The sequence below is a fragment of the Micromonospora globispora genome (assembly GCF_003857015.1).
Classification (GTDB): domain Bacteria; phylum Actinomycetota; class Actinomycetes; order Mycobacteriales; family Micromonosporaceae; genus Micromonospora; species Micromonospora globispora.
The window spans coordinates 1-18017 of sequence record NZ_QGGF01000160.1 but is presented as its reverse complement, the minus strand read 5'-3'; the positions used below and the strand labels follow the sequence as shown (position 1 = coordinate 18017).

The window sequence follows — 18017 nt, the reverse complement described above, 5'->3', positions numbered from 1 at the left end:
GGCGCAGCCCGTACCGGCCGGCGGCGCCGACCAGCCGACCGACCGTCAACGGGTACACCGCCGCGATCCCGAGCGCGGCCACCCCGACGGCACCGGAGATCCGGGCCGCCCGCTTGAGATGCCGCGCCTCGGGACGCGGACCGTCGCCCAGGAACGGCCGCACCTCGGACCGGCCGAAGTAGACGTTCCGCCCGCCGAGCCGTACGCCGAGCGCGCCGGCCATCGCCGCCTCGCACTGGCCGGCGTTGGGGCTCGGGTGGTCGTTGCGGTCCCGGCGCCAGACCTGCCAGGCGCGGTGCCGGTCCCCGTGCGCGGCCGACGCGACGGCGATGGTGAGCAGCCCGGTCAGCCGCGCGGGCACCAGGTTGAGCAGGTCGTCGAGGCGGGCGGCCGGGGTGCCGAAGCGGGCGTAGCGGGGCGAGCGGTGACCCACCATGGCGTCGAGGGTGTTCGCCGCCCGGTAACCGAGCAGGCCGGGCAGCCCGGCGACCGCACCCCAGACCAGCGGCGCGACCACCGCGTCGGAGGTGTTCTCGGCGACCGACTCGACAGTGGCCCGGGCGAGTTCCGGCTCGTCCAGTGCCGACGGATCGCGGCCGCAGAGGTGTCCCAGCCGCCGTCGGGCGGCGGGCAGGTCACCGTCGCGCAGCGCCCGGCCCATCACCGTGGCCTCGCGCCGCAGCGTGCGCCCGCCCAGCACAGTCCAGGTGCCGGCGGCCACCAGGACCGCCCGCGCTACCGGTCGACGTCGGGTGGCCAGGGTGGCCGCCACGCCCAGCAGCACGGGCGCACCGACCACGACCGAGGTGAAGACGGCCCCGGCCGTCCGATCCGGTCGGTAGACCCGCTGTTCCAGCGCCCCGGCCGCCCGGCCGAAGCCGGCCACCGGGTGCCACCGGCGCGGGTCACCGAGCAGCGTGTCCAGGGCGTAGCCCGCCACCAGTCCTGCCGCGTTCGCCGCCGCGGTCGCCTGCCGCACCCGCATCACCTCCGGCCGGCAGCCTAGCCGTACGGCGGGGTGGCCACCGTCGCGTCGCCACCCCGCTCCCCCGTGCACGACCCGGCCCCGGTCAGGCGGGCACCGGCGCTCGTCCCCGGCCGCGCCGGCCGCGACCGGTGGCCGTGACACCACCGGCGGTCTCGTCGACGACCGGGTCGAGCTCGTCGGCCGGCCCGGGCTCCGGGGTCGGCCCGCCGGCGTCCGACTCCCCGCCGTCGGCACCCGGGACGGCCGGATCGTCGAAGGGGTCGGTCACCTCGTCGAAGCCGCTGCCCGAGGGCGCGTCGAAGCCGTCGCCGGGCGGCTCGTGCCCGGCCCGTGCGGTGAACGACGGCAGCTCGAACTCGTCGTCAAAGGGCCGGTCGTCCGGCGAGGCGGGGGCCTGCGCGGCCGGCACCGGCTCGGTGGCCTCGCCGTGCACCCGGTGCTCCGCCTCGGCGTCCTCGACGGTGCTGGTGGTCATGCTCGGCCGATTGCGCAGGAACCGGCTGCGGCCACGGGACAGGTCGTGGCCGACGGTGACGGCCTCCAGCTCGTAGAGGGTGTGGTGGTTGCCGGCGTCGTCGGTCCAGTCGCGGGTGTAGAGCCGTCCCGCGACCACCACCGGGTCGCCGACCATCACCGAGGCGGCCACCCCCTCGGCCAGCTTTCGCCAGCAGTTCACCCGAACGCGCAGGCTGTTTCCGTCGACCCACCGGCCGCTGTCCCGGTCGAGGCGGCGGGCGGTGGAGGCGACCTTGAAGTTGGCGACCAGGGTGTTGCTCTGGGTGGTGCGACGCCACTCGGGCGGGGTCAGCACGTTGCCGACGATGGTGACGTACGTATCGAACATCGTCCCTCCAGGGGAAGATCCGGGCTTGCGGTGGCGAGTCGACTCGACGCCGAGCCTCGACCACCGCCCGTGCCGCGGCCACCCGCTTCGGCACCGGCTGTGGACGGCGCGCCGCCCTGTGGACAGCGACCTGATCAAGGTCCCGTCTGCTAGGGCCCCCGGGCCCTGGGCCGCCGACCTGGGCAGCAGCATGATCGAAATCGCCAGCGGGGCCATCCGGGCGAACCGGTTCCGGACGGACACCGACTGGGTATGGAGTTGATCAACCGAGAGAAAGGCCAGCGAGATGATCCTCCGCTCACTCCGTACGACCGTCCGCGACGAGAGGGAGGTGCGGCGATGAGCGCCGTGGCGAACCCCGCGACCGTGGCCGAGTGCCTGCGGGTCGGGGCAGGGTTCTCGCAGGGCGACCGGAACTGGATCGCGGAGCAGTTCGCGACCCTGGACGCCCGGCTGGCCGGGTTCCACGCCGACGCCACCGAGCTGGAGGTCTCGGTGAAGGACCGGGAGGCCCGGGGCCAGAAGGTCACCCTGGAGTGCTGGATCGCGGGCCGGCAGAAGATCGTCACCACCTCTTCCGAGGAGGACCTGCACGCCGCGCTCAACGACGTCCGCGACGACCTGCGGCGGCGCCTCAACGACGCCAAGACCCGGCAGGAGCCCCGGCACAACAAGCACGTACGGGAGATCGGCCAGCCGGCGGCCGAGGTCGACCCGGCCGAGGACCAGGACGAACTGCCCGCCGCCGACCCCAGCCGGGCCGACGCGCAGACCGTCTGACGCCGCCGCCCCCGTCCGCCGGGTGTGAGCGGGCGGGGGCGGGGGCTACCGCCGGGTAGCTCGGCGGCGTACCGTCGCGGTCGTGGAACCGGACGTGCTGGGACCGCCGTACGAGCGGCAGACGATCGACCTGGGCACCGACGACGAGGGACAGGTCGTCGCGACCCTGGTCCGCCGGCGGGCCGAGCGCCCGACCGGCCGGGCGGTGCTCTACGTGCACGGCTTCGTCGACTACTTCTTCCAGACCCACGTCGCCGACTTCTTCGCCGAGCGGGGTTGGGACTTCTACGCGCTCGACCTGCGCAAGTACGGCCGGAGTCTGCTGCCGCACCAGACCCCGAACTTCTGCCACGACCTCAGCGACTACTTCCCCGAGCTGGACGCCGCCGCCAAGATCATCCGTGAGGACGACGGGCACGACACCCTGCTCGCCATGGGGCACTCCACCGGCGGCCTGATCATCTCGCTCTGGGCGCACGCCCGCCGCGAGGCCGGGCTGGTCGACGGCCTCTTCCTCAACAGCCCGTTCTTCGACATCAACGCCCCCTGGCTGATCCGGCGACCCCTGGCGGCCGCCGTCTCCCGGCTGGCCCGTCGGGCGCCGCAGCGCATCCTCCCCTTCGGGCTCGGCACCGTGTACGGCGAGAGCCTGCACGCCGACCACCGCGGCGAGTGGCGCTACGACCTGGCCTGGAAGCCCCTGGCCGGGTTCCCGGTCCGGGCCGGCTGGATCAACGCGATCCGCGCCGGCCAGCGTCAGCTCCGCGCCGGCCTCGACATCCCGGTGCCCGTGCTGCTGGCCTGCTCGACCCGGAGCTTCCGGGGCACCAAGTGGCACGAGTCGGCGACCCTGGCGGATGCCGTCCTGGACGTGGAGCACATGGTCCGCTGGGCGCCCCGGCTCGGCCGGCACGTCACCCTCGCCCGCTTCGACGGCGGGCTGCACGACCTCACGCTCTCCAGTCCCGCCGTACGGGAGAAGGTCTTCGCCGAGGCCGGCCGCTGGGCCGAGGCTTTCCTCGGCGCCGGACCCACCGCGGCGGAGCCGGACGGCCCGCCGGCAGCCCGGCGGCCGGTCGAGGACCGCGCGGGGGCGACCGCCGAGGGCTGACCGTCAGCGGTACCCGGCGGTGGCCTCCACGAGCGCCGTCCGGATGCGGTCGAAGGTCGCGATCGGGTGACCGCCCGCGCCCGGCAGCACCAGGCCCAGGCAGCGCAGCGCCACTTCGCCCTCGCCGTGCGCCTGCACCCCGAAGACCGGCGCGCCCACGTATCCCGGCGGCAGCTCCGTGGTGATGCGGACCTCGTCGCCGTCGCGGACCAGCCGCTCGATCACCGCCTCCAACGGCCGCGACCCGTCCGCGCCGACCCCGAGGGCCAGTACGAACGCGGACCCGGGGTCGGCCCCGATCCCGGCGATGTCGTCCGCGCGCGCGGCCACCCCGTCGGTGACCTGCTGGGTCCGCCAGCGCCAGCCCCGGTCCTCGGCGTGCCCGTGCAGACCCCCGGTCGGCATCGCGGCGAGGCCCACCTCCGGCAGGTGGATCCACTGTGCGCTGAAGTCGGGCATCAGGATCTCGTCGGACGCCACGCCCGCCGGTTCCGTCACGCTCGGCCGCAGACCGATCTTTCCGTACGGCGCGCGGGTGAGTGCGTCGGCCGTCAGCAGGTACTCGTGGACCACGTCCCCGTCGTCGGTGACCCCGACCAGCTCGTTGAAGAAGAACGCCGTGCCGGCGTCACGGCTGGCGTCCCCCGGCCGATCGAGGTGGCTGACGGGCAGGATGGCGCGCCCGAGGAGCTGGCACAGCTCGTAGGCGACCTCGTTCTCGGTCTCCGGGTCAAGCAGCACCAGGCGAGGGTACGGGGTGTTATCGGGGTGCCAGCGGCGGGCGTTCCGTGCGAACCTGACTCCCGGTGTGGACGTGACCACCCGTTCCCCCGCTCACCCCGGGTGCGGCGGTACCCTCTTGGCGCGACACCCACGACGCGCGCCCGTAGCTCAGCGGATAGAGCAGGGGACTTCTAATCCCAAGGCCGCAGGTTCGAATCCTGCCGGGCGCACCACCGTCACCAAGGTCAGCTGTGGCCGTCACCTCGCCGGTTGAAACAGTTCGATCAGGTTGCCGGCGGGGTCGGCCAGCAGGATCTGACGCCCGCCGGGGCCGGAAACCACGTCGCTGCGGAACGACAGTCCGGCGCGCCGGTGCCGGTCGATCTCGGCGTCCAGATCGTCGACGGTGAGGTGAATGCGGTTGTGGCCGGGTGCCGTGGCGTCCTGCGGCGTGGCTCGGGCGCCCGAGCTGGCGGGCCCGGACAGCAGCAGCCGCAGCGGGCCGCGGACCACATCGGCGAAGGCGTGCCCGGCGTTGGTGCGCAGTTGAAAGCCGAGGTGAGTGGTGTAGAAGTCGACGGCTGCCGGGACGTCGTCAACCAGGTAGCGGACGCTGGCGTGCTGGTCGGTTCCGGTCATGGCTCAAACCTCCTTGACGGGTAGTGAGGACCGGTAGCAGATGGCGGACGCGGGTGTCGATGTCGGCCGCGGTGCGGGCAAAGGCCGGGTAGCTGGCATCGTCGCTGTCGCCGGCCAGGGCCGGGTCGGGGATGCTCCAGTGAACGCGGCGAGGGTGATCGTCGAACTCCGGGCAGACCTCCCGGGCCTTGTCGCACAAAGTAATCACGTAGTTGAAGCGGCCCCCGGCAAGGGTGTCCAGGTGGCGGGGGCGCTGGCTGGCGATGTCGATGCCGTACTGGTCGCGCAGCGCCCGCACACCGTTGGGATGCAGTCGCGGTCTGGGGCGGCTGCCGGCACTGGTGGCCTCCACCTGTCCGGCGGTGTGGTGGCGTAGCAGGGCTTCGGCGATCGGTGAGCGGGCGCTGTTACCCGTGCAGACGAACAGCACGGCGGGCCGGGGCAACCGTCGCTGGTGGACCGGCGGGGCCGGCGGGGCGCTGTCCAGTCGCAGGGCCGGGTGCAGGGCGGCGCCGGTGCTGGCCAGCGCCTGGGCGCAGCGGTCCAGATCCAGGTGGTAGTAGCTGTCGCGGCCGTCGAAGCTGCTCCGTGTGACGGTGATCAGGCCGGCGTTACGCAGCAGCCGCAGGTGGTAGGAGACCAGGTTCTGCGGCTGGCCGATCAGCGCGACCAGCTCGCGGACCCGCAGGTCGCTGTCGGCGAGCTCGCTCAGCAGCCGCCACCGCAACGGGTGGGCGGCCAAGCGCATGAACGCCGGCGCGGCCTGGCTCGCAGCCATGGACCGGATAATACATCAAACTGATTTGATCGACTGTCCGATGGAGGAAGATTAGACCCGTTCGTAGACGGAGACGTGCTGGCGACTGTCGGCCGTGAACGGGCTGCGGTCCCAGCCGTTCCAGCGTTCCCGCAGCCGCATGCCCCCGAGCCGCGCCATCAGGTCCAGCTCGCTGGGCCAGCAGTACCGCCGCCGCAGTCCGTCCCGCCCGGCTTGGCGCGGAACTGCTCCAGCATGAGCGGCGACCCTTCGATCCCCTCCACCGCGGGAAAGACGCTGTCGCCCGGCGCGGCTAGTCTCCGCGCATGGTGACCGAGACGGACCTGTCGCTGGGCAACGGCCGCACGCTGCACGTCTACGACACCGGCGGGGACGACCGTCTCGCCGTCTTCTGGCACCACGGCACCCCGAACATCGGCGCGCCGCCCGCACCCCTCTTCGACGCCGCCGACCGGCTCGGCATTCGCTGGGTGTCGTACGACCGACCCGGCTACGGCGGATCGACCCCGGCGCCGGGCCGGGACATCGCCTCCGCCGCCGGCTACGTGGCCACGGTCGCCGACGCGCTGGGTATCGACCGGTTCGCGGTGATGGGCCACTCCGGCGGCGGTCCGCACGCGCTGGCCTGCGGCGCGTTGCTGCCGGATCGAGTGCTCGCGGTGGTCGCCGGTGCCGGGATGGCGCCGTACGACGGGGAGGGGCTGGACTGGTTCGCCGGCATGATCCCCTCCGGAGTGGCGTCGCTGCGCGCCGCCGCCGCGGGGCGGGAGGCGAAGGAGCGGTTCGAGACCTCCGGCGTCGAGTACGACCCCGAGTTCACCCCGGCGGACCTGGCGGCCCTCAACGGTGAGTGGTCCTGGTTCGGCAGTGTCGTCGGCCCGGCGACCCAGGGTGGTCCGGGTGGGCTGATCGACGACGATCTCGCCTACGTCTCACCGTGGGGACTCGACCCGGCCCAGGTCACGGCGCCGGTTCTCCTGCTGCACGGTGGCCGGGACGGGATCGCGCCGCTCTCGCACGGCGAATGGCTGTCGCGGCGCTGTCCCGCGGCCGAACTGCGGTGCTACCCGGACGACGGGCACATCTCGGTGCTGCGCCACGCCGGGGCGGCGCTGGAGTGGCTGCGCCGGCACGTGGACTGAGCTGAGAAAGGGGTGAGGCGGCGGCCGCGGGACCCGGCCGCCGCCTCGCCGCGCCGGTCCGGCGCGGTTCGCGACTCCGTACGGATGACCGGGGGGGGAGGTCATCCGGGCGACGTCGCGATGGTGACGCCGGGCGGGCGGAGGGGGGTGAGGATGCCCGCCCGGCGTCGACGGGTCAGTTAGTCGGCCGGGCGGTCGGCTTGTGGGCGTCGGGCGCCTCGGTCTCGGCGGTGGTCGGGCGGGTCTCCGGCTTGCCGGTCGGGTGGCTCGGGGTAGCGGTGGCCTGGGCCTCCTTGCTCGGCTTGGCCTTCGCGCTGGCGAGCAGGGTGTCGCAGTACCCGGTGACGCCGTCCTTGCCGCCCGCGGCGGTGATCAGCACGGTGAACGCAGGGTTGTCCAGCGCCTTGCCCTTGCTCTCGGCGACGCCGGCCTCGTAGGCGCGGCAGAGGCCGACCAGGTTCGGCGACGGGGTGCCCTTCGCGTCGGCCGGCGAACCCTTGCCCTTGTCGTCCGCGGACGGCGCACCGGTGGCGTGCGCCGACGGCTTGGCGCTCGGGTCGGTGAGCGGGTTGGGCAGAGTGCCGTTCGCGGCGGCAAGCGCGACCCCACCGGTGGCGGCGACGGCGAGCACGGTGGCGCCGACCTTCAGAGTGGCGAGTTTGGCGAGGGCGGTCTCAAGCATCGAACAGCTCCGTCTTGGGGGTTGGATTGTGGATGTGCCACCCGGCGTGCGTCCGGAGCAGCGGTGTCCCCGGCAGTGCTGCCGGGAACTGGGATGCGCGCACGGAACGACCCAGCGCCGGACGGGGGCGACCGGCTCCCACCGAGGCCCGGCGACGACACCGCTGAGTGATCAATCGGCGACATCGCAGGTGCACCGGTGGCAAGGTCTGTGCGTTCATTCCGTGCCTCTCAGCGCCGACACCCCGCCAGATGTCACATCCCTCACCTGCAGATAAGGAAGATCGACGCGCTGCGACCGTTCCGCCACGCCACAAGCAGCAGCTCGGGTGGGGCGCGTCACATTCGGGACACCGGGCGGTCGCGCAGGTGACGTATGCTGCGCGCGTCTGGACGGGGGCCCCTGGGGGAGGGTGACATGCGACGGTGGCGGAGCGGGGTGGCGGTGGCCGTCCTGGTCACGGTGGCGGTGTCAGGTTGTGGCACGCCGGCCGGCACGGACGGCGACCTGACCGACGACTGGCGTCCGGTCGGCAAGGTGGAGCAGTTCACGCCGAAGGTGGGCGACTGTCACCTGATCGCCGACCCGACCAGCTACCTCACCAGCTACCAGCCGGTGGAGTGCGCCCGGCCGCACCTGGTCGAGACCATCCACCTGGGCACCTTCACCGGCCCGCTCGCCGAACGGCCGACCCCGCCGCCGATCACCTCCGCCGCCATCCGCCCGGCGTTCGCCGAGTGCGACGCGAAGGCCACGGCGTTCGTCGGCGGGGACTGGCGAGGTGCCCGGCTCACCATCCAGGTGGTGCCGCCGTCCCCGGCCGGCTGGGCGGGTGGCAGCCGGTGGTTCCGTTGCGACATGTTCGAACTGGACACCGTGGACGGCGGTACCGCCATCGACCACCCCAACGACCACCCGACCCAGCGCAGCGGCAGCCTGCGCGACGCGCTGAAGGGGTCGTCGCGCCTGGCCTACGGCTGCCTGATCGAGGACGAGTGGGGCAGCTTCCAGCAGACCACCTGCACCAAGGGGCACCAGTTCGAGTTCGTCGGGGTCTGGACGGCACCGGACGGCCCGTACGAGGAGGCCGACCGCGACGAGGACAACATCCACGCCCATTGCCGCACCCTGGTCGCCCGGTACGCGAAGGTGCCGGCCGACGGCAACCTGCGCTACCGCACCGGTACGTCGTACCGGCTGCCGTCGGAGGAGGCGTGGCAGCGGGGCGACCGGGGAGTGCGCTGCTTCTACTGGTCGGGCGGGGAGAAGGTGACCCGCTCGATCAGGGGCGGTGGCACGAAGGCGCTGCCCATCAACTGACCGGCGCGACGACCGGCAGTGGCGTCAGCCCGAATGCGTCGAACACCTGCGGGTCCTGGAAGACGACGTTGCGCCTGATGCAGGCGTCGCCGATGGTGAGGACCTGCAGGGTGTGCGGGACGTACGCCTCCCCGTCGCGCACGTACGCCGCCAGCGCGGGCTGACCGTTGGCGGCGGTGGGTCGCATCCGCCAGTCCGTGCCGCGCATGGCGAAGACCCGGGCGATGAACCGGCCGTAGCGCTCCCGGCCGACGTACCAGTTGAGCACCGGCGGCATCTCCAGCACCGCGTCGTCGGTGAGCAGCCGGGTCAGGGCGGCCACGTCGGCCCGCTCGAACGCCGCCACGTACCGGTCGACCAGCGCCCGGCGGTCGGGGTCCGCCGGCTCGGCGACCTGCTCCTCGCGTACCGCCGTCGCGTCGAGCCGGGCGCGGGCCCGTTGCAGGCCGCTGTTGACGGCGGCCGGGGTGGTGGCCAGAGCGTCGGCGACCTCCGCGGCCGACCAGTCGAGCACGTCGCGCAGGATCAGGATGGCCCGCTGCCGGGGCGGCAGCAGCTGCATGGCGGCGACCAGCGCCAGCCGCAGGCTGCCCCGGGCGGCCACCACGGTTGCCGGGTCGAGCAGCGCGTCCGGGACCGGCTGCAGCCAGGGCAGCTCCCCCACCACCATCGGCGCATCGGGGTCGAGGTTGGGGCCGACGACGTCCGAGGGGAGCGGCCGCCGGGCGCGGGAGCGCAGCGCGGTCAGGCAGACGTTGGTGGCGATCCGGTGCAGCCAGGTCCGCACCGAGGCGCGCTCGGCGTCGTACCGGTCGAACGCACGCCAGGCCCGCAGCAGGGTCTCCTGCACCAGGTCCTCGGCCTCGTTCACCGAGCCGAGCATCCGGTAGCAGTGCGCCAGCAGCTCCCGCCGGTACGGCCCGGTCCGCCGGTCGAAGTCCTCGCTGGTCACCGTCACCGATGCGTCCCTCTCTGTTCCGGCCTCTCCCATACCTACCGGCCCGGCCGCTGGAATTCATCGCTGCGCCGCCGATGAATTCCGGCGGGAGGCCGAGTAGGTACCAGCGAGGTCCACACCACGGAAGGACGATCATGACCGACACCGGAACCATCGGCACCCGCGACGACCAGGCGGTCCGCGACGTGCTGCACGCCCTCGTCGCCGCCTGGGCGGCCAACGACGCGGACGCCTTCGCCGCGCACTACACCGACGACGCCACGGTGGTCCTCCCCGGCGGGGTGTTCCACCAGGGCCGGGAGGGGGTCCGCAGCTACATGGCCGCAGCCTTCGCCGGCCCGCTCAAGGGGTCGACCTCGGTGGACGAGCCGGAGAGCGTCCGCGTCGTCGGGGGCGACGCGGCGGTGGTGGTCAGCCGCAGCGGCTTCCTGCTGCCCGGCGAGGAGGAGCTGCCCGCCGACCGCCGCCGCCGGGCCACCTGGGTGCTGTCCCGGCTGGACGGTGTGTGGCGGGTCGAGGCGTACCACAACTGCCCGGCCTGACCGTCGCCCCGGCCGCCCGCTCCGGCGGGCGGCCGGAAACCCGGGTGACGGTATCCACTGGGTCGTCCACCATCGACGGATGCCACATCACCGACTCGCCGAGCCGGACATCCGGCGGTACTACACCGAGGTCTTCGCCGAGGCGGACCGGCTGCACCGCAACCCGCAGGGGCGGCTGGAGGCGACCCGTACCCGGGACCTGCTGTCCCGGCTGCTGCCCGCGCCGCCGGCGACGGTGCTCGACGTCGGCGGCGGCACCGGCGCGTACGCCGGCTGGCTCGCCGCGGCCGGGCACCGGGTGCACCTGGTCGACCTGGTGCCGGCGCATGTGGCCGCCGCTCGGGCCGCATACCCGGAGGTCACCGCCACCGTCGGCGACGCCCGCGACCTGCCGCTGCCCGACAAGTCGGTCGACGCCACCCTGCTGCTCGGTCCGCTCTACCACCTCACCGAGCGGGTCGACCGGGTGAGCGCGCTGCGCGAGGCGGCCCGGCTCACCCGTCCGGGCGGGCCGGTGATCGCGGCGGTGATCAGCCGCAACGCCGCCCTGATGGACCTGACCCGACAGGGCCGGGTGGACGAGCGCACCCGCCCGATCCTGCTCGCCACGTACACGACCGGGGTGAACGACCCGGAGACGGGCTTCACGACCGCCTACTTCCACCGCCCGGAGCAGGTGGTGGACGAGTTCCCTGCCGCCGGGCTGCCGGCGCCCCGGCTGTACGGGGTGGAGGGTCCGCTCTGGCCGCTGCTGGACGCGCTGGACGTGGGCCCCGCGGACCGGCTCTTCCGGGACGCGGTCGCCTGCGCGGAGGCGTTCGAGCAGGACCCGGCGGTGATTGGCGCCAGTTCGCACCTGCTCGCGGTCGCCACCGCCTGACCGGCCCGGATGGCCGCTCGGCGGGCCCTTCCCCGACCAGGGCCCGGTCACCCTGCCGGGTTCGCTGCGTCAGCCGGCCAGGGTGAGGGTCGGCCGGGTGCGGGCGCGCAGCCGGCGCAGCATTCGGGCGTCGGTGAAGCCGACCGCGCGGGCGGCGGCCTCGACGGTCGCCCCGTGCCCGATGAGGTGCTCGGCCCGTTCCACCCGCAGCAGTTGCTGGTAGCCGAGCGGGGTGAGCCCGGTGGCCTGCCGGAACAGCCGGGTCAGGGTCCGCTCGGCGACCCCGCAGGCGGCGGCCAGGTCGGCCAGCGGCAGCGAGTCGGCGTAGCGGGCGTCGATCAGGTCCTGCGCCCGGTGCACCGCGTCGGAGAGGTGCGACCGATGCCGCATCATCGCGCTGGCCTGCTGTTCGTGGCCGTTGCGCCGGGCGTACACGACCAGCGTGCGGGCGATCCGGGCGGCCGCCGCCGGGCCGTGCCGGGTGGCCACCAGGTGCAGCGCCACGTCGATGCCGCTGGCGATGCCCGCCGAGGTGACCACCCGGTCGTCCACCACGTAGAGCACGTCCCGGACCACCCGGGCGGCCGGGTGCCGCCGGGCCAGGTCGTCCTGCACGTCGTGGTGGGTGGTGCAGCGCCGACCGTCCAGCAGGCCGGCCCGGGCGAGCGCGAAGGCGCCCGCGCAGATGCTCGCCACGGTGCCGCCGGCCGCGTGGTGGTCGGCCAGCCGCCGCAGGTCCTCCGGTCGGACCGGCCCCGCCGGCCCGTGCGCGCTGGGCCGCCATCCGGGTACGACCAGCAGGTCGTCCCGGTGCAGCTCGGGCCATTCGGTGTCGGCTCGCAGCGACACCCCCTGCACGGTCGGCACCTCGTCGGTCTCGGCGACGTAGTGCAGCCGGTAGCCGTACCCGATGTCGGCAGCGGTGGAGAAGACCTGGGCCGGCCCGGCGAGGTCCAGCAGGTGCAGCTGCGGGACCAGCAGGAAGACGACGGCTCCAGGTCGTGGCGCGGCGCCAGACGCGCCGAGCTGGAGTCGTCGGACGACCCGGGGCATCGGCTCAGACCCCGGCGGGGACCGCGCCGGTCAGCTCGGCGACGGTGCGGATGGTGGCGAACCGGCCGGCGAGGGCGTACTCGGTCCGGGCGGTCATCTCCTCGGCCGACAGGGTGCGCGGGTCGGCGAGGATCTGCTCCAGCGAGGCGTCCGCCGGCAGGTCCCGGTGCGGGGTGGGGAAGGTGACGGTCGCGTCGGTCACGAACGTCATCTCGTAGCCGAGGTCGCAGCCCACCCGGGTGGTGGTCTCCACGCACTGCTCGGTGCGGATCCCGCAGACCGCGATGTCGCGGATGCCGGCCAGGGTGAGCACCTGTTGGAGGTTGGTCGTGGTGAACGCGTTGTGGGAGGTCTTGACCAGCGTCGGCTCCCCCGCGACGGGTTCGAGGCCGTCGATCAGCCGGACGTGCCCGCTGGCCGGGTCGAAGACGCTGCCGGTTCCGGGCTCGGCGTGCAGGACCCAGACCACCAGGTCGCCGCGCCGGCGGGCGGCGTCGACCAGCCGGTTGACGTGGCCGACGATGTCCGGCTGGGAGGCGTACGCCCAGATCGGGCGCTGACGGAAGGACTGCTGGACGTCGATGACGACGAGTGCTGCTCTGTTCATGGCTTCGATCCTGGCCGGGCGGGCACCGGGGCGGCAGACACGATCATGCCCGGAAGCGGAACGATCCGGTCACCGCCCCGGCCGGACCCCGGTCAGGAGGCGGCGGTGCGGCGGCCGCGGCGGTCCAGCTCGGCGGCTTTTTCAAGGGTGGGGGCGGTGCCGCCGAGGTGGGCCGGCAGCCACCAGCTGTCGTCCGGGCCGGCCGGCGACTCCGGGTACTCCCGCTGCGCCCGGTCCACCAGGGCGCTGAGCCGGGTCTTCAGCGCCGCCGTCAGCGCGGTGGCGTCCGGGTAGGCGGCCGGATCCATCGGCTCGCCGACCAGGATGGTGATCGGGGTGTGCCGGCGGGTCAGGGTGCGCGGCCGGCCCTTGGTCCAGAGCCGCTGGGTGCCCCAGAGCGCCACCGGGAGCAGCGGCACGCCGGCCTCCTGGGCCATCCGGGCGGCACCGTTCTTGAGCTCCTTGACCCGGAAGGAGCGGCTGATCGTCGCCTCCGGGAAGACGCCCACCACCTCGCCGCGCCGGAGCGCGTCCACCGCCGCGTTGTACGAGCCGGCGCCGGCCGCCCGGTTCACCGGGATGTGCTTCATGCCGCGCATCAGCGGGCCGGAGACCTTGTGCGCGAAGACCTCGTGCTTCGCCATGAAACGGACCAGCCGCCGGGACTCGTGGGCGCCGTAACCGCAGAAGATGAAGTCGAGGTAGCTGACGTGGTTGCTCGCCAGCACCGCTCCCCCGGTACGCGGCACGTGGTGGCTGCCCTCGATCCTCAGGCGCAGGTCGAGGACCCGGAACATCGTCTTGGCGGCGGCGATCACGGGCGGGTACACGAGTTCCGGCATCCGGCAACTTTACCCCGCGTAGGTTACGCAACCGTAGGGGCCGAGCGCGGCCGGGCGACCGATACTTCTGCCGCTGGCAGAGCGGCCTCGCGGACGCCCGCCGCAAGCAGGGACGATGGCGGCATGACCGAACGCGGAGTGCTGCTCTGGATCCACGGTGGCGGATGGCGCGGCCGCTACCACGAGGACGGGACGGCGCTCGGCCCGCTCGGACTGCGGGTGGTCCCGGCGACCTACCGCTTCGTCGACGAGGCGCACTGGCCGGCCCAGCTCGACGACGTACGCGCGGCGGCGCGGGCGGCCCGGGACGCCGCAGCGGGGCTGCCGCTGCTGGTCGGCGGCGACTCGGCCGGTGCCACGCTCGCCCTGCACCTCGCCCTGCGCGGCGTCAACCGGGCCGGTGACGTGGCGGGCGGGCTGGCGTACTGGCCGCCCGTCGACCCCCTCGACCCGGACTGGCGGCGGTTGCGCGCGAGCGACGATCCCTGGGCCGGGCTGCTCGGGCATCCGCCAGCCGCCGGAGACCCGGCCACGGTCGATGCGACCGTCGCCTCGCACGTCGGCGGCGGAACGCCGGTGCTGCTGGTGCACGGCCGCGCCGACGCCTCGGTGCCGGCCAGTCAGTCCGTCGACCTCACCGGGAAGCTGCTCGCCGCCGGGCACCCGGTGCACACCTGGATCACCCACGGCGGGCACGCCCTCGATCTGGACCGACCGGACATCCTGGCGGTCACCGCCGCGTTCCTGGACACCGTCCTGCCGACCGGCTGACGCCGCTACCGTCAGGGCATGCCCGACCTCGCCGCAATCGTCATCCACTGCCGCGACCCGTACCTGCTCGCGCCCTTCTGGAGCGCGGTCACCGGGCTCCCGGTGGTGGAGGAGGACCAGGTGAAGCTGGTCGACCGGACGCTCGCGCCGACCGAGGCGGTGCTGCTGCGCGACCCGTCCGGCCACCGACCGGACGTCTGGATCAGCCCGGCCGACGACCTGCCCACCTCGGGGCGGATCCACCTCGACCTGGTCGGCGACGCCGAGGAGCGGGCCGCCGTGCTGGCGGCGGGGGCGACGGTGGTCCGGGAGCTGCCGCGGTGGACCGTGCTGGCCGACCCGGAGGGCAACGAGTTCTGCCTGCTTCCCCGTACCGAGGCGCACGCCGACGCGATGCTGCCCGGGCACTGACGCGGCGGGTGGTGCCGCCGACCTCGTCGTCGGGGCACCACCCGCCGCTGCGACCGCGTCAGGCGGACAACTTGTGCATGTCCATCCGGCCCCGGGCGAACGCGTCCACCTTCCCCCAGCGGCCGGGGATGTCCAGCACCTCGATCCGGCCCATGCCGATCGGCAGCCGCGGGTCGACCGACAGGTGTCCCTCGTGCGGTTCCAGGCCGAGCATGGTCCGAAGCAGGAGCAGCGGGGTACCCGTCGACCAGGCCTGCGGGCTGCACGCCGTCGGGTACTCCACCGGGAACTTGGTGAGCTCCCGCGGGTAGCCGCCGAACGCCTCCGGCAGCCGCCCGTCGAAGTAGGTGGCGGCGTCCAGGATGCCGTTGGCGATGGTGGCCGCCTCCTCGGCGAAGCCGTACCGGCGCAGCCCCCAGGCGATGAACGAGTTGTCGAACGGCCAGATCGTGCCGTTGTGGTAGCCGATCGGGTTGTAACGGACCTCGCCCTCGGCCAGCGTCCGCACCCCCCAGCCGGAGAAGAGCCGCGGGCCGACGAGGTGCTCGGCGACCTTCGCCGCCCGGTCCTCGTCCACGATGCCGCTCCAGAGCAGGTGGCCGATGTTCGAGCTGAGCACGGCCAACTGCCGGCCGTCCGGGTCCAGGGCGAGGGCGAAGTACTCCCCGTCCGCCACCCACCAGTCCCGGTTGAACCGTTCCTTGAGCTGGGCCGCCTCCCGTTCCAGTTGGTCGGCGTAGGCCGGGTCGTCCCAGACCTCCCGGGCCAGGCGCGCCGCCCGCATCTTCGCGTCGTACGCGTAGCCCTGCAGTTCACAGGTGGAGCGTGGGTAGCCGGGCAGCCGCCCGTCCCGGTACGAGAGGGAGTCCCAGGAGTCCTTCCAGCACTGGTTCTCCAGGCCGGTGTCGGTGTTGCGCCGCTCGTACCAGATGTAGCCGTTACCGACCAGGTCGGCGTAGTCGTCGACCCACTTCAGCGCCGCCCGGCACTCCCGTTCCAGCTCCTTGACCAGCGCGATGTCGCCGCTCCACTTCTCGTACTCGTCGAGCAGGATCACGAACAGCGGCGTGGCATCGGCAGTGCCGTAGTACGGCGAGTGCGGCTGCTCCTCGAAGGCGGACGTCTCGCCGTAGCGCATCTCGTGCAGGATCCGGCCCGGGTCCTCGTCCCGGAAGTCGTCGAACCGGGTGCCCTGCAACCCGGCCAGGATCCGCAGCGTCGTCTTCGACAGGCTCGGGGCGAAGGGCAGCGCCTGGAGGGAGGTCAGGATGCTGTCCCGGCCGAACATGGTCATGAACCAGGGCAGGCCGGCCGCCGGCAGGGTCTGGCCGCCCAGCGAGACCGGCGAGAAGCGCAGCGCGGCCAGGTCTATCAGGCTGCGCCGGTACGTGGCGGACACCTGGCCGTGCTCGCTGTTCACCTTCGGTGCGTTCCTGATCCACTCCTGCAGGTCCTGCTCGAGCGCGAGCCGCTCGGTGCCGTGCGCGCGCAGCCCCATCCGCAGGTCCCGGCCACCGGGGCCGAGTGCGAACGTCTGCACGTCGATGGCCGTGTTCCACTGCTCGTTCGGTTCGAGGTGGACGCTGAACGCGAAGCCGTTCTGGTCGTACCGGGCCGGCTGGGACGAGCTGATGACCGTCTCCCGCTTGAAGTTGCCCCGCCGATAGCCCAGCCGGAGCCGGTCCCCGTCGACCTCGGAGTAGATCTCGCCCTTCTTGTTGAGGATCTCGTCCTTCACCTGGAACAGGTCGGCGAAGTCGGAACCGGCGTCCATCCGGATCTGCAGGTCGACCGGCTTCTCGTCGTGGTTGAGGATGGTCAGCGTCTCGCGGAAGCTGCCGCCTACCGCCCGCTCCCGGATGATGGACAGTTTCGCGTCTATGTAGTGTGTCGCCACCCCCGGCACGAGGAAGAACCGGGCCTCGTAGTACTGCAGGTCGTCGTAGGAGAGCGTGTTGAGCCGCTCACCGTTGACGGTCAGCACCCACTTCGACAGGAACCGGGTGTCGAGGGAGAACAGGCCGGTCGGCTCGCTCGGTGTCGCCTCGATGTCCCCGGTGTCCTCGGAGACCACGAACGTGTTGCCGTCCAGGATCCGGACCGTATTGGTCCCCGCCATCAGCGAACCTCCCTCTCGAACACGCGCCGCGGACCCCGGGAGTCCGACGGACCGGGAAAGATCCGTTCGACCTGCAACACCAGCCGCAGGTCGCCCGAGACGGTCATGTCACCGCGCAGCAGGGCCGCGATAGCGTTCTCCTGGCCCGTGACCAGCTCGTCGAAGAGCCGCGGCGCGGTCCCCACGACCGAGTCAGCCTCCCGGTCCTCCCGGCTCACCTCGACGTTCCCCCGGTCGATCTGGAGCAGCCAGTGTGTGCTCTGCGGCCCTTCATGCAGGTCGAAGCGCAGCGTTCCGGAGGTCTTCACCAACACGGGTTCGAACCCCCGCCGGTCCAGGTCCTCGAAGAACCTTGTGGTCGCGTCCACCATCGGGTCCACTCCTCCCGCGATCCGCGGCGTTCGACGTCCGAGGAGGGGTGCCCAACGGGTACGACGTCAATCTCGCCCGGATCGGGTGAGTCGGCGCCCCGCCGCTGTCGGCGGGGCGCAGTAACGTCCGACGGGACGGAGGAGGCGGCGGCGTGGCGGGCGAAACGGACGTTGACCGGCAGCGGGTGCTGGCGTACCGGGTGGCGGCCCACCAGCTCGGCCGTCCCGGGCTGCGCCCGGCCGACCTGGACGTGCTCGACCTGGGCGTGCAGGACACTCCGTACGGTTCGGCCCGGCTGGCGCTGTCCGCCCGGGTGCCGGCCGCCACCGAACTCGACGACGACCGGCTGGAGCTGGTCTGGTCGATCCGGGGCGCGCCGCACCTGCACCGCCGGGCCGGGCTGACCGCGCTGGCCGCCGCGCTCTGGCCGCTCAGCGACGCCGACGCGGCCCGCC

20 protein-coding genes, 1 tRNA gene and 1 pseudogene are annotated in these 18017 nt (G+C 73.2%); 10 read left to right on the top strand and 12 right to left on the bottom strand.

Translation table 11 applies throughout. The features are described 5' to 3' along the window. Together DKL51_RS06030 and DKL51_RS06025 are read right to left on the bottom strand one after the other, a co-directional pair. Positions 1–979, bottom strand: a 979-nt coding sequence (locus tag DKL51_RS06030; RefSeq protein ID WP_124811822.1) for a cobalamin biosynthesis protein, incomplete at its 3' end; no start/stop codon positions are given. 91 nt (positions 980–1070) lie between these two features. After that, positions 1071–1832 carry a single-stranded DNA-binding protein gene (locus DKL51_RS06025; RefSeq protein WP_109947138.1) on the bottom strand — a complete coding sequence of 254 codons (762 nt, stop codon included), beginning with the start codon at positions 1830–1832 and terminating at the stop codon, positions 1071–1073. 339 nt (positions 1833–2171) lie between these two features. Between DKL51_RS06025 and DKL51_RS06020 the strand changes: the two genes are divergently transcribed. Together DKL51_RS06020 and DKL51_RS06015 are read left to right on the top strand one after the other, a co-directional pair. Next, the gene (locus DKL51_RS06020; protein WP_109947139.1) at positions 2172–2612 is read left to right on the top strand and encodes an HPF/RaiA family ribosome-associated protein; all 441 of its coding nucleotides are present in this window, start codon (positions 2172–2174) and stop codon (positions 2610–2612) included. An 82-nt stretch (positions 2613–2694) separates the two neighbouring features. Next, positions 2695–3723: an alpha/beta hydrolase gene (locus DKL51_RS06015; protein WP_109947140.1), complete on the top strand. Its 1029-nt coding sequence runs from the start codon at positions 2695–2697 to the stop codon at positions 3721–3723. A gap of 3 nt (positions 3724–3726) precedes the next feature. On the opposite strand, the gene DKL51_RS06010 is transcribed toward DKL51_RS06015, so the two are convergent. Beyond that, positions 3727–4464 carry a hypothetical protein gene (locus tag DKL51_RS06010; RefSeq protein WP_109947141.1) on the bottom strand — a complete coding sequence of 246 codons (738 nt, stop codon included), beginning with the start codon at positions 4462–4464 and terminating at the stop codon, positions 3727–3729. Between the two features lie 139 nt (positions 4465–4603). Here DKL51_RS06010 and DKL51_RS06005 point away from each other — a divergent pair. Beyond that, positions 4604–4679: transfer RNA gene (locus DKL51_RS06005), tRNA-Arg, on the top strand. Between the two features lie 25 nt (positions 4680–4704). Here the strand turns inward: DKL51_RS06005 and DKL51_RS06000 are convergent. Beyond that, complete coding sequence (locus tag DKL51_RS06000; protein WP_109944665.1) at positions 4705–5085, bottom strand: VOC family protein; 381 nt, start codon at positions 5083–5085, stop codon at positions 4705–4707. Continuing rightward, positions 5042–5863 (bottom strand): arsenate reductase/protein-tyrosine-phosphatase family protein, encoded by an 822-nt coding sequence (locus DKL51_RS05995; RefSeq protein ID WP_109944664.1) that lies wholly within the window; start codon positions 5861–5863, stop codon positions 5042–5044. The genes DKL51_RS06000 and DKL51_RS05995 overlap by 44 nt, the downstream gene beginning before the upstream one ends. 305 nt (positions 5864–6168) lie before the next feature. On the opposite strand from DKL51_RS05995, the gene DKL51_RS05985 reads away from it, so the two are divergent. Next, on the top strand, positions 6169–7005 hold the full coding sequence (locus tag DKL51_RS05985) for an alpha/beta fold hydrolase (protein WP_109944663.1): 837 nt from the start codon (positions 6169–6171) through the stop codon (positions 7003–7005). A gap of 175 nt (positions 7006–7180) precedes the next feature. Here DKL51_RS05985 and DKL51_RS05980 read toward each other — a convergent pair whose 3' ends face one another. Next, the gene (locus DKL51_RS05980) at positions 7181–7687 is read right to left on the bottom strand and encodes a hypothetical protein (protein ID WP_109944630.1); all 507 of its coding nucleotides are present in this window, start codon (positions 7685–7687) and stop codon (positions 7181–7183) included. 417 nt (positions 7688–8104) lie between these two features. Here DKL51_RS05980 and DKL51_RS05975 point away from each other — a divergent pair, with 417 nt between their 5' ends. After that, a complete protein-coding gene (locus DKL51_RS05975; protein WP_109944631.1) occupies positions 8105–9007 on the top strand; it encodes a septum formation family protein in 903 nt (300 codons plus the stop codon). Here DKL51_RS05975 and DKL51_RS05970 read toward each other — a convergent pair. After that, a complete protein-coding gene (locus DKL51_RS05970) occupies positions 9000–9998 on the bottom strand; it encodes a sigma-70 family RNA polymerase sigma factor (protein ID WP_109944632.1) in 999 nt (332 codons plus the stop codon). The two genes, DKL51_RS05975 and DKL51_RS05970, sit on opposite strands and share 8 nt — an antisense overlap. A 101-nt stretch (positions 9999–10099) precedes the next feature. Between DKL51_RS05970 and DKL51_RS05965 the strand changes: the two genes are divergently transcribed. Beyond that, on the top strand, positions 10100–10507 hold the full coding sequence (locus DKL51_RS05965) for an SgcJ/EcaC family oxidoreductase (protein WP_124811821.1): 408 nt from the start codon (positions 10100–10102) through the stop codon (positions 10505–10507). A 79-nt stretch (positions 10508–10586) separates the two neighbouring features. After that, entirely contained in the window at positions 10587–11387 is an 801-nt protein-coding gene (locus tag DKL51_RS05960) for a class I SAM-dependent methyltransferase (RefSeq protein WP_109944634.1), read from the top strand. 69 nt (positions 11388–11456) lie between these two features. Here DKL51_RS05960 and DKL51_RS05955 read toward each other — a convergent pair whose 3' ends face one another. The 3 genes from DKL51_RS05955 to DKL51_RS05945 all read right to left on the bottom strand — a co-directional run bounded on the left by DKL51_RS05955 (position 11457) and on the right by DKL51_RS05945 (position 13889). Further along, positions 11457–12440, bottom strand: a complete 984-nt coding sequence (locus tag DKL51_RS05955; RefSeq protein WP_124811820.1) for a GlxA family transcriptional regulator — start codon at positions 12438–12440, stop codon at positions 11457–11459. Positions 12441–12444: 4 nt separating this feature from the next. Further along, positions 12445–13047 (bottom strand): isochorismatase family protein, encoded by a 603-nt coding sequence (locus DKL51_RS05950; protein ID WP_109944636.1) that lies wholly within the window; start codon positions 13045–13047, stop codon positions 12445–12447. 92 nt (positions 13048–13139) lie between these two features. Continuing rightward, entirely contained in the window at positions 13140–13889 is a 750-nt protein-coding gene (locus DKL51_RS05945; protein ID WP_109944637.1) for a lysophospholipid acyltransferase family protein, read from the bottom strand. 123 nt (positions 13890–14012) lie between these two features. Here DKL51_RS05945 and DKL51_RS05940 point away from each other — a divergent pair, with 123 nt between their 5' ends. After that, positions 14013–14660, top strand: a complete 648-nt coding sequence (locus DKL51_RS05940; protein ID WP_109944638.1) for an alpha/beta hydrolase — start codon at positions 14013–14015, stop codon at positions 14658–14660. 18 nt (positions 14661–14678) lie between these two features. Beyond that, positions 14679–15071 carry a VOC family protein gene (locus DKL51_RS05935; protein ID WP_109944639.1) on the top strand — a complete coding sequence of 131 codons (393 nt, stop codon included), beginning with the start codon at positions 14679–14681 and terminating at the stop codon, positions 15069–15071. Between the two features lie 58 nt (positions 15072–15129). Here the strand turns inward: DKL51_RS05935 and DKL51_RS05930 are convergent, their stop codons facing one another. Both DKL51_RS05930 and DKL51_RS05925 read right to left on the bottom strand, forming a co-directional pair. After that, the gene (locus tag DKL51_RS05930; protein WP_124811819.1) at positions 15130–17190 is read right to left on the bottom strand and encodes an amylo-alpha-1,6-glucosidase; all 2061 of its coding nucleotides are present in this window, start codon (positions 17188–17190) and stop codon (positions 15130–15132) included. Beyond that, positions 17190–17561, bottom strand: coding sequence for an SCP2 sterol-binding domain-containing protein (locus tag DKL51_RS05925; protein WP_109944657.1), 372 nt, complete (start codon positions 17559–17561; stop codon positions 17190–17192). Before DKL51_RS05925 ends, DKL51_RS05930 begins: the two co-directional genes overlap by 1 nt. Before the next feature lie 152 nt (positions 17562–17713). On the opposite strand from DKL51_RS05925, the pseudogene DKL51_RS05920 reads away from it, so the two are divergent. After that, positions 17714–18017, top strand: a pseudogene (locus DKL51_RS05920) (winged helix DNA-binding domain-containing protein); the annotation flags it as partial.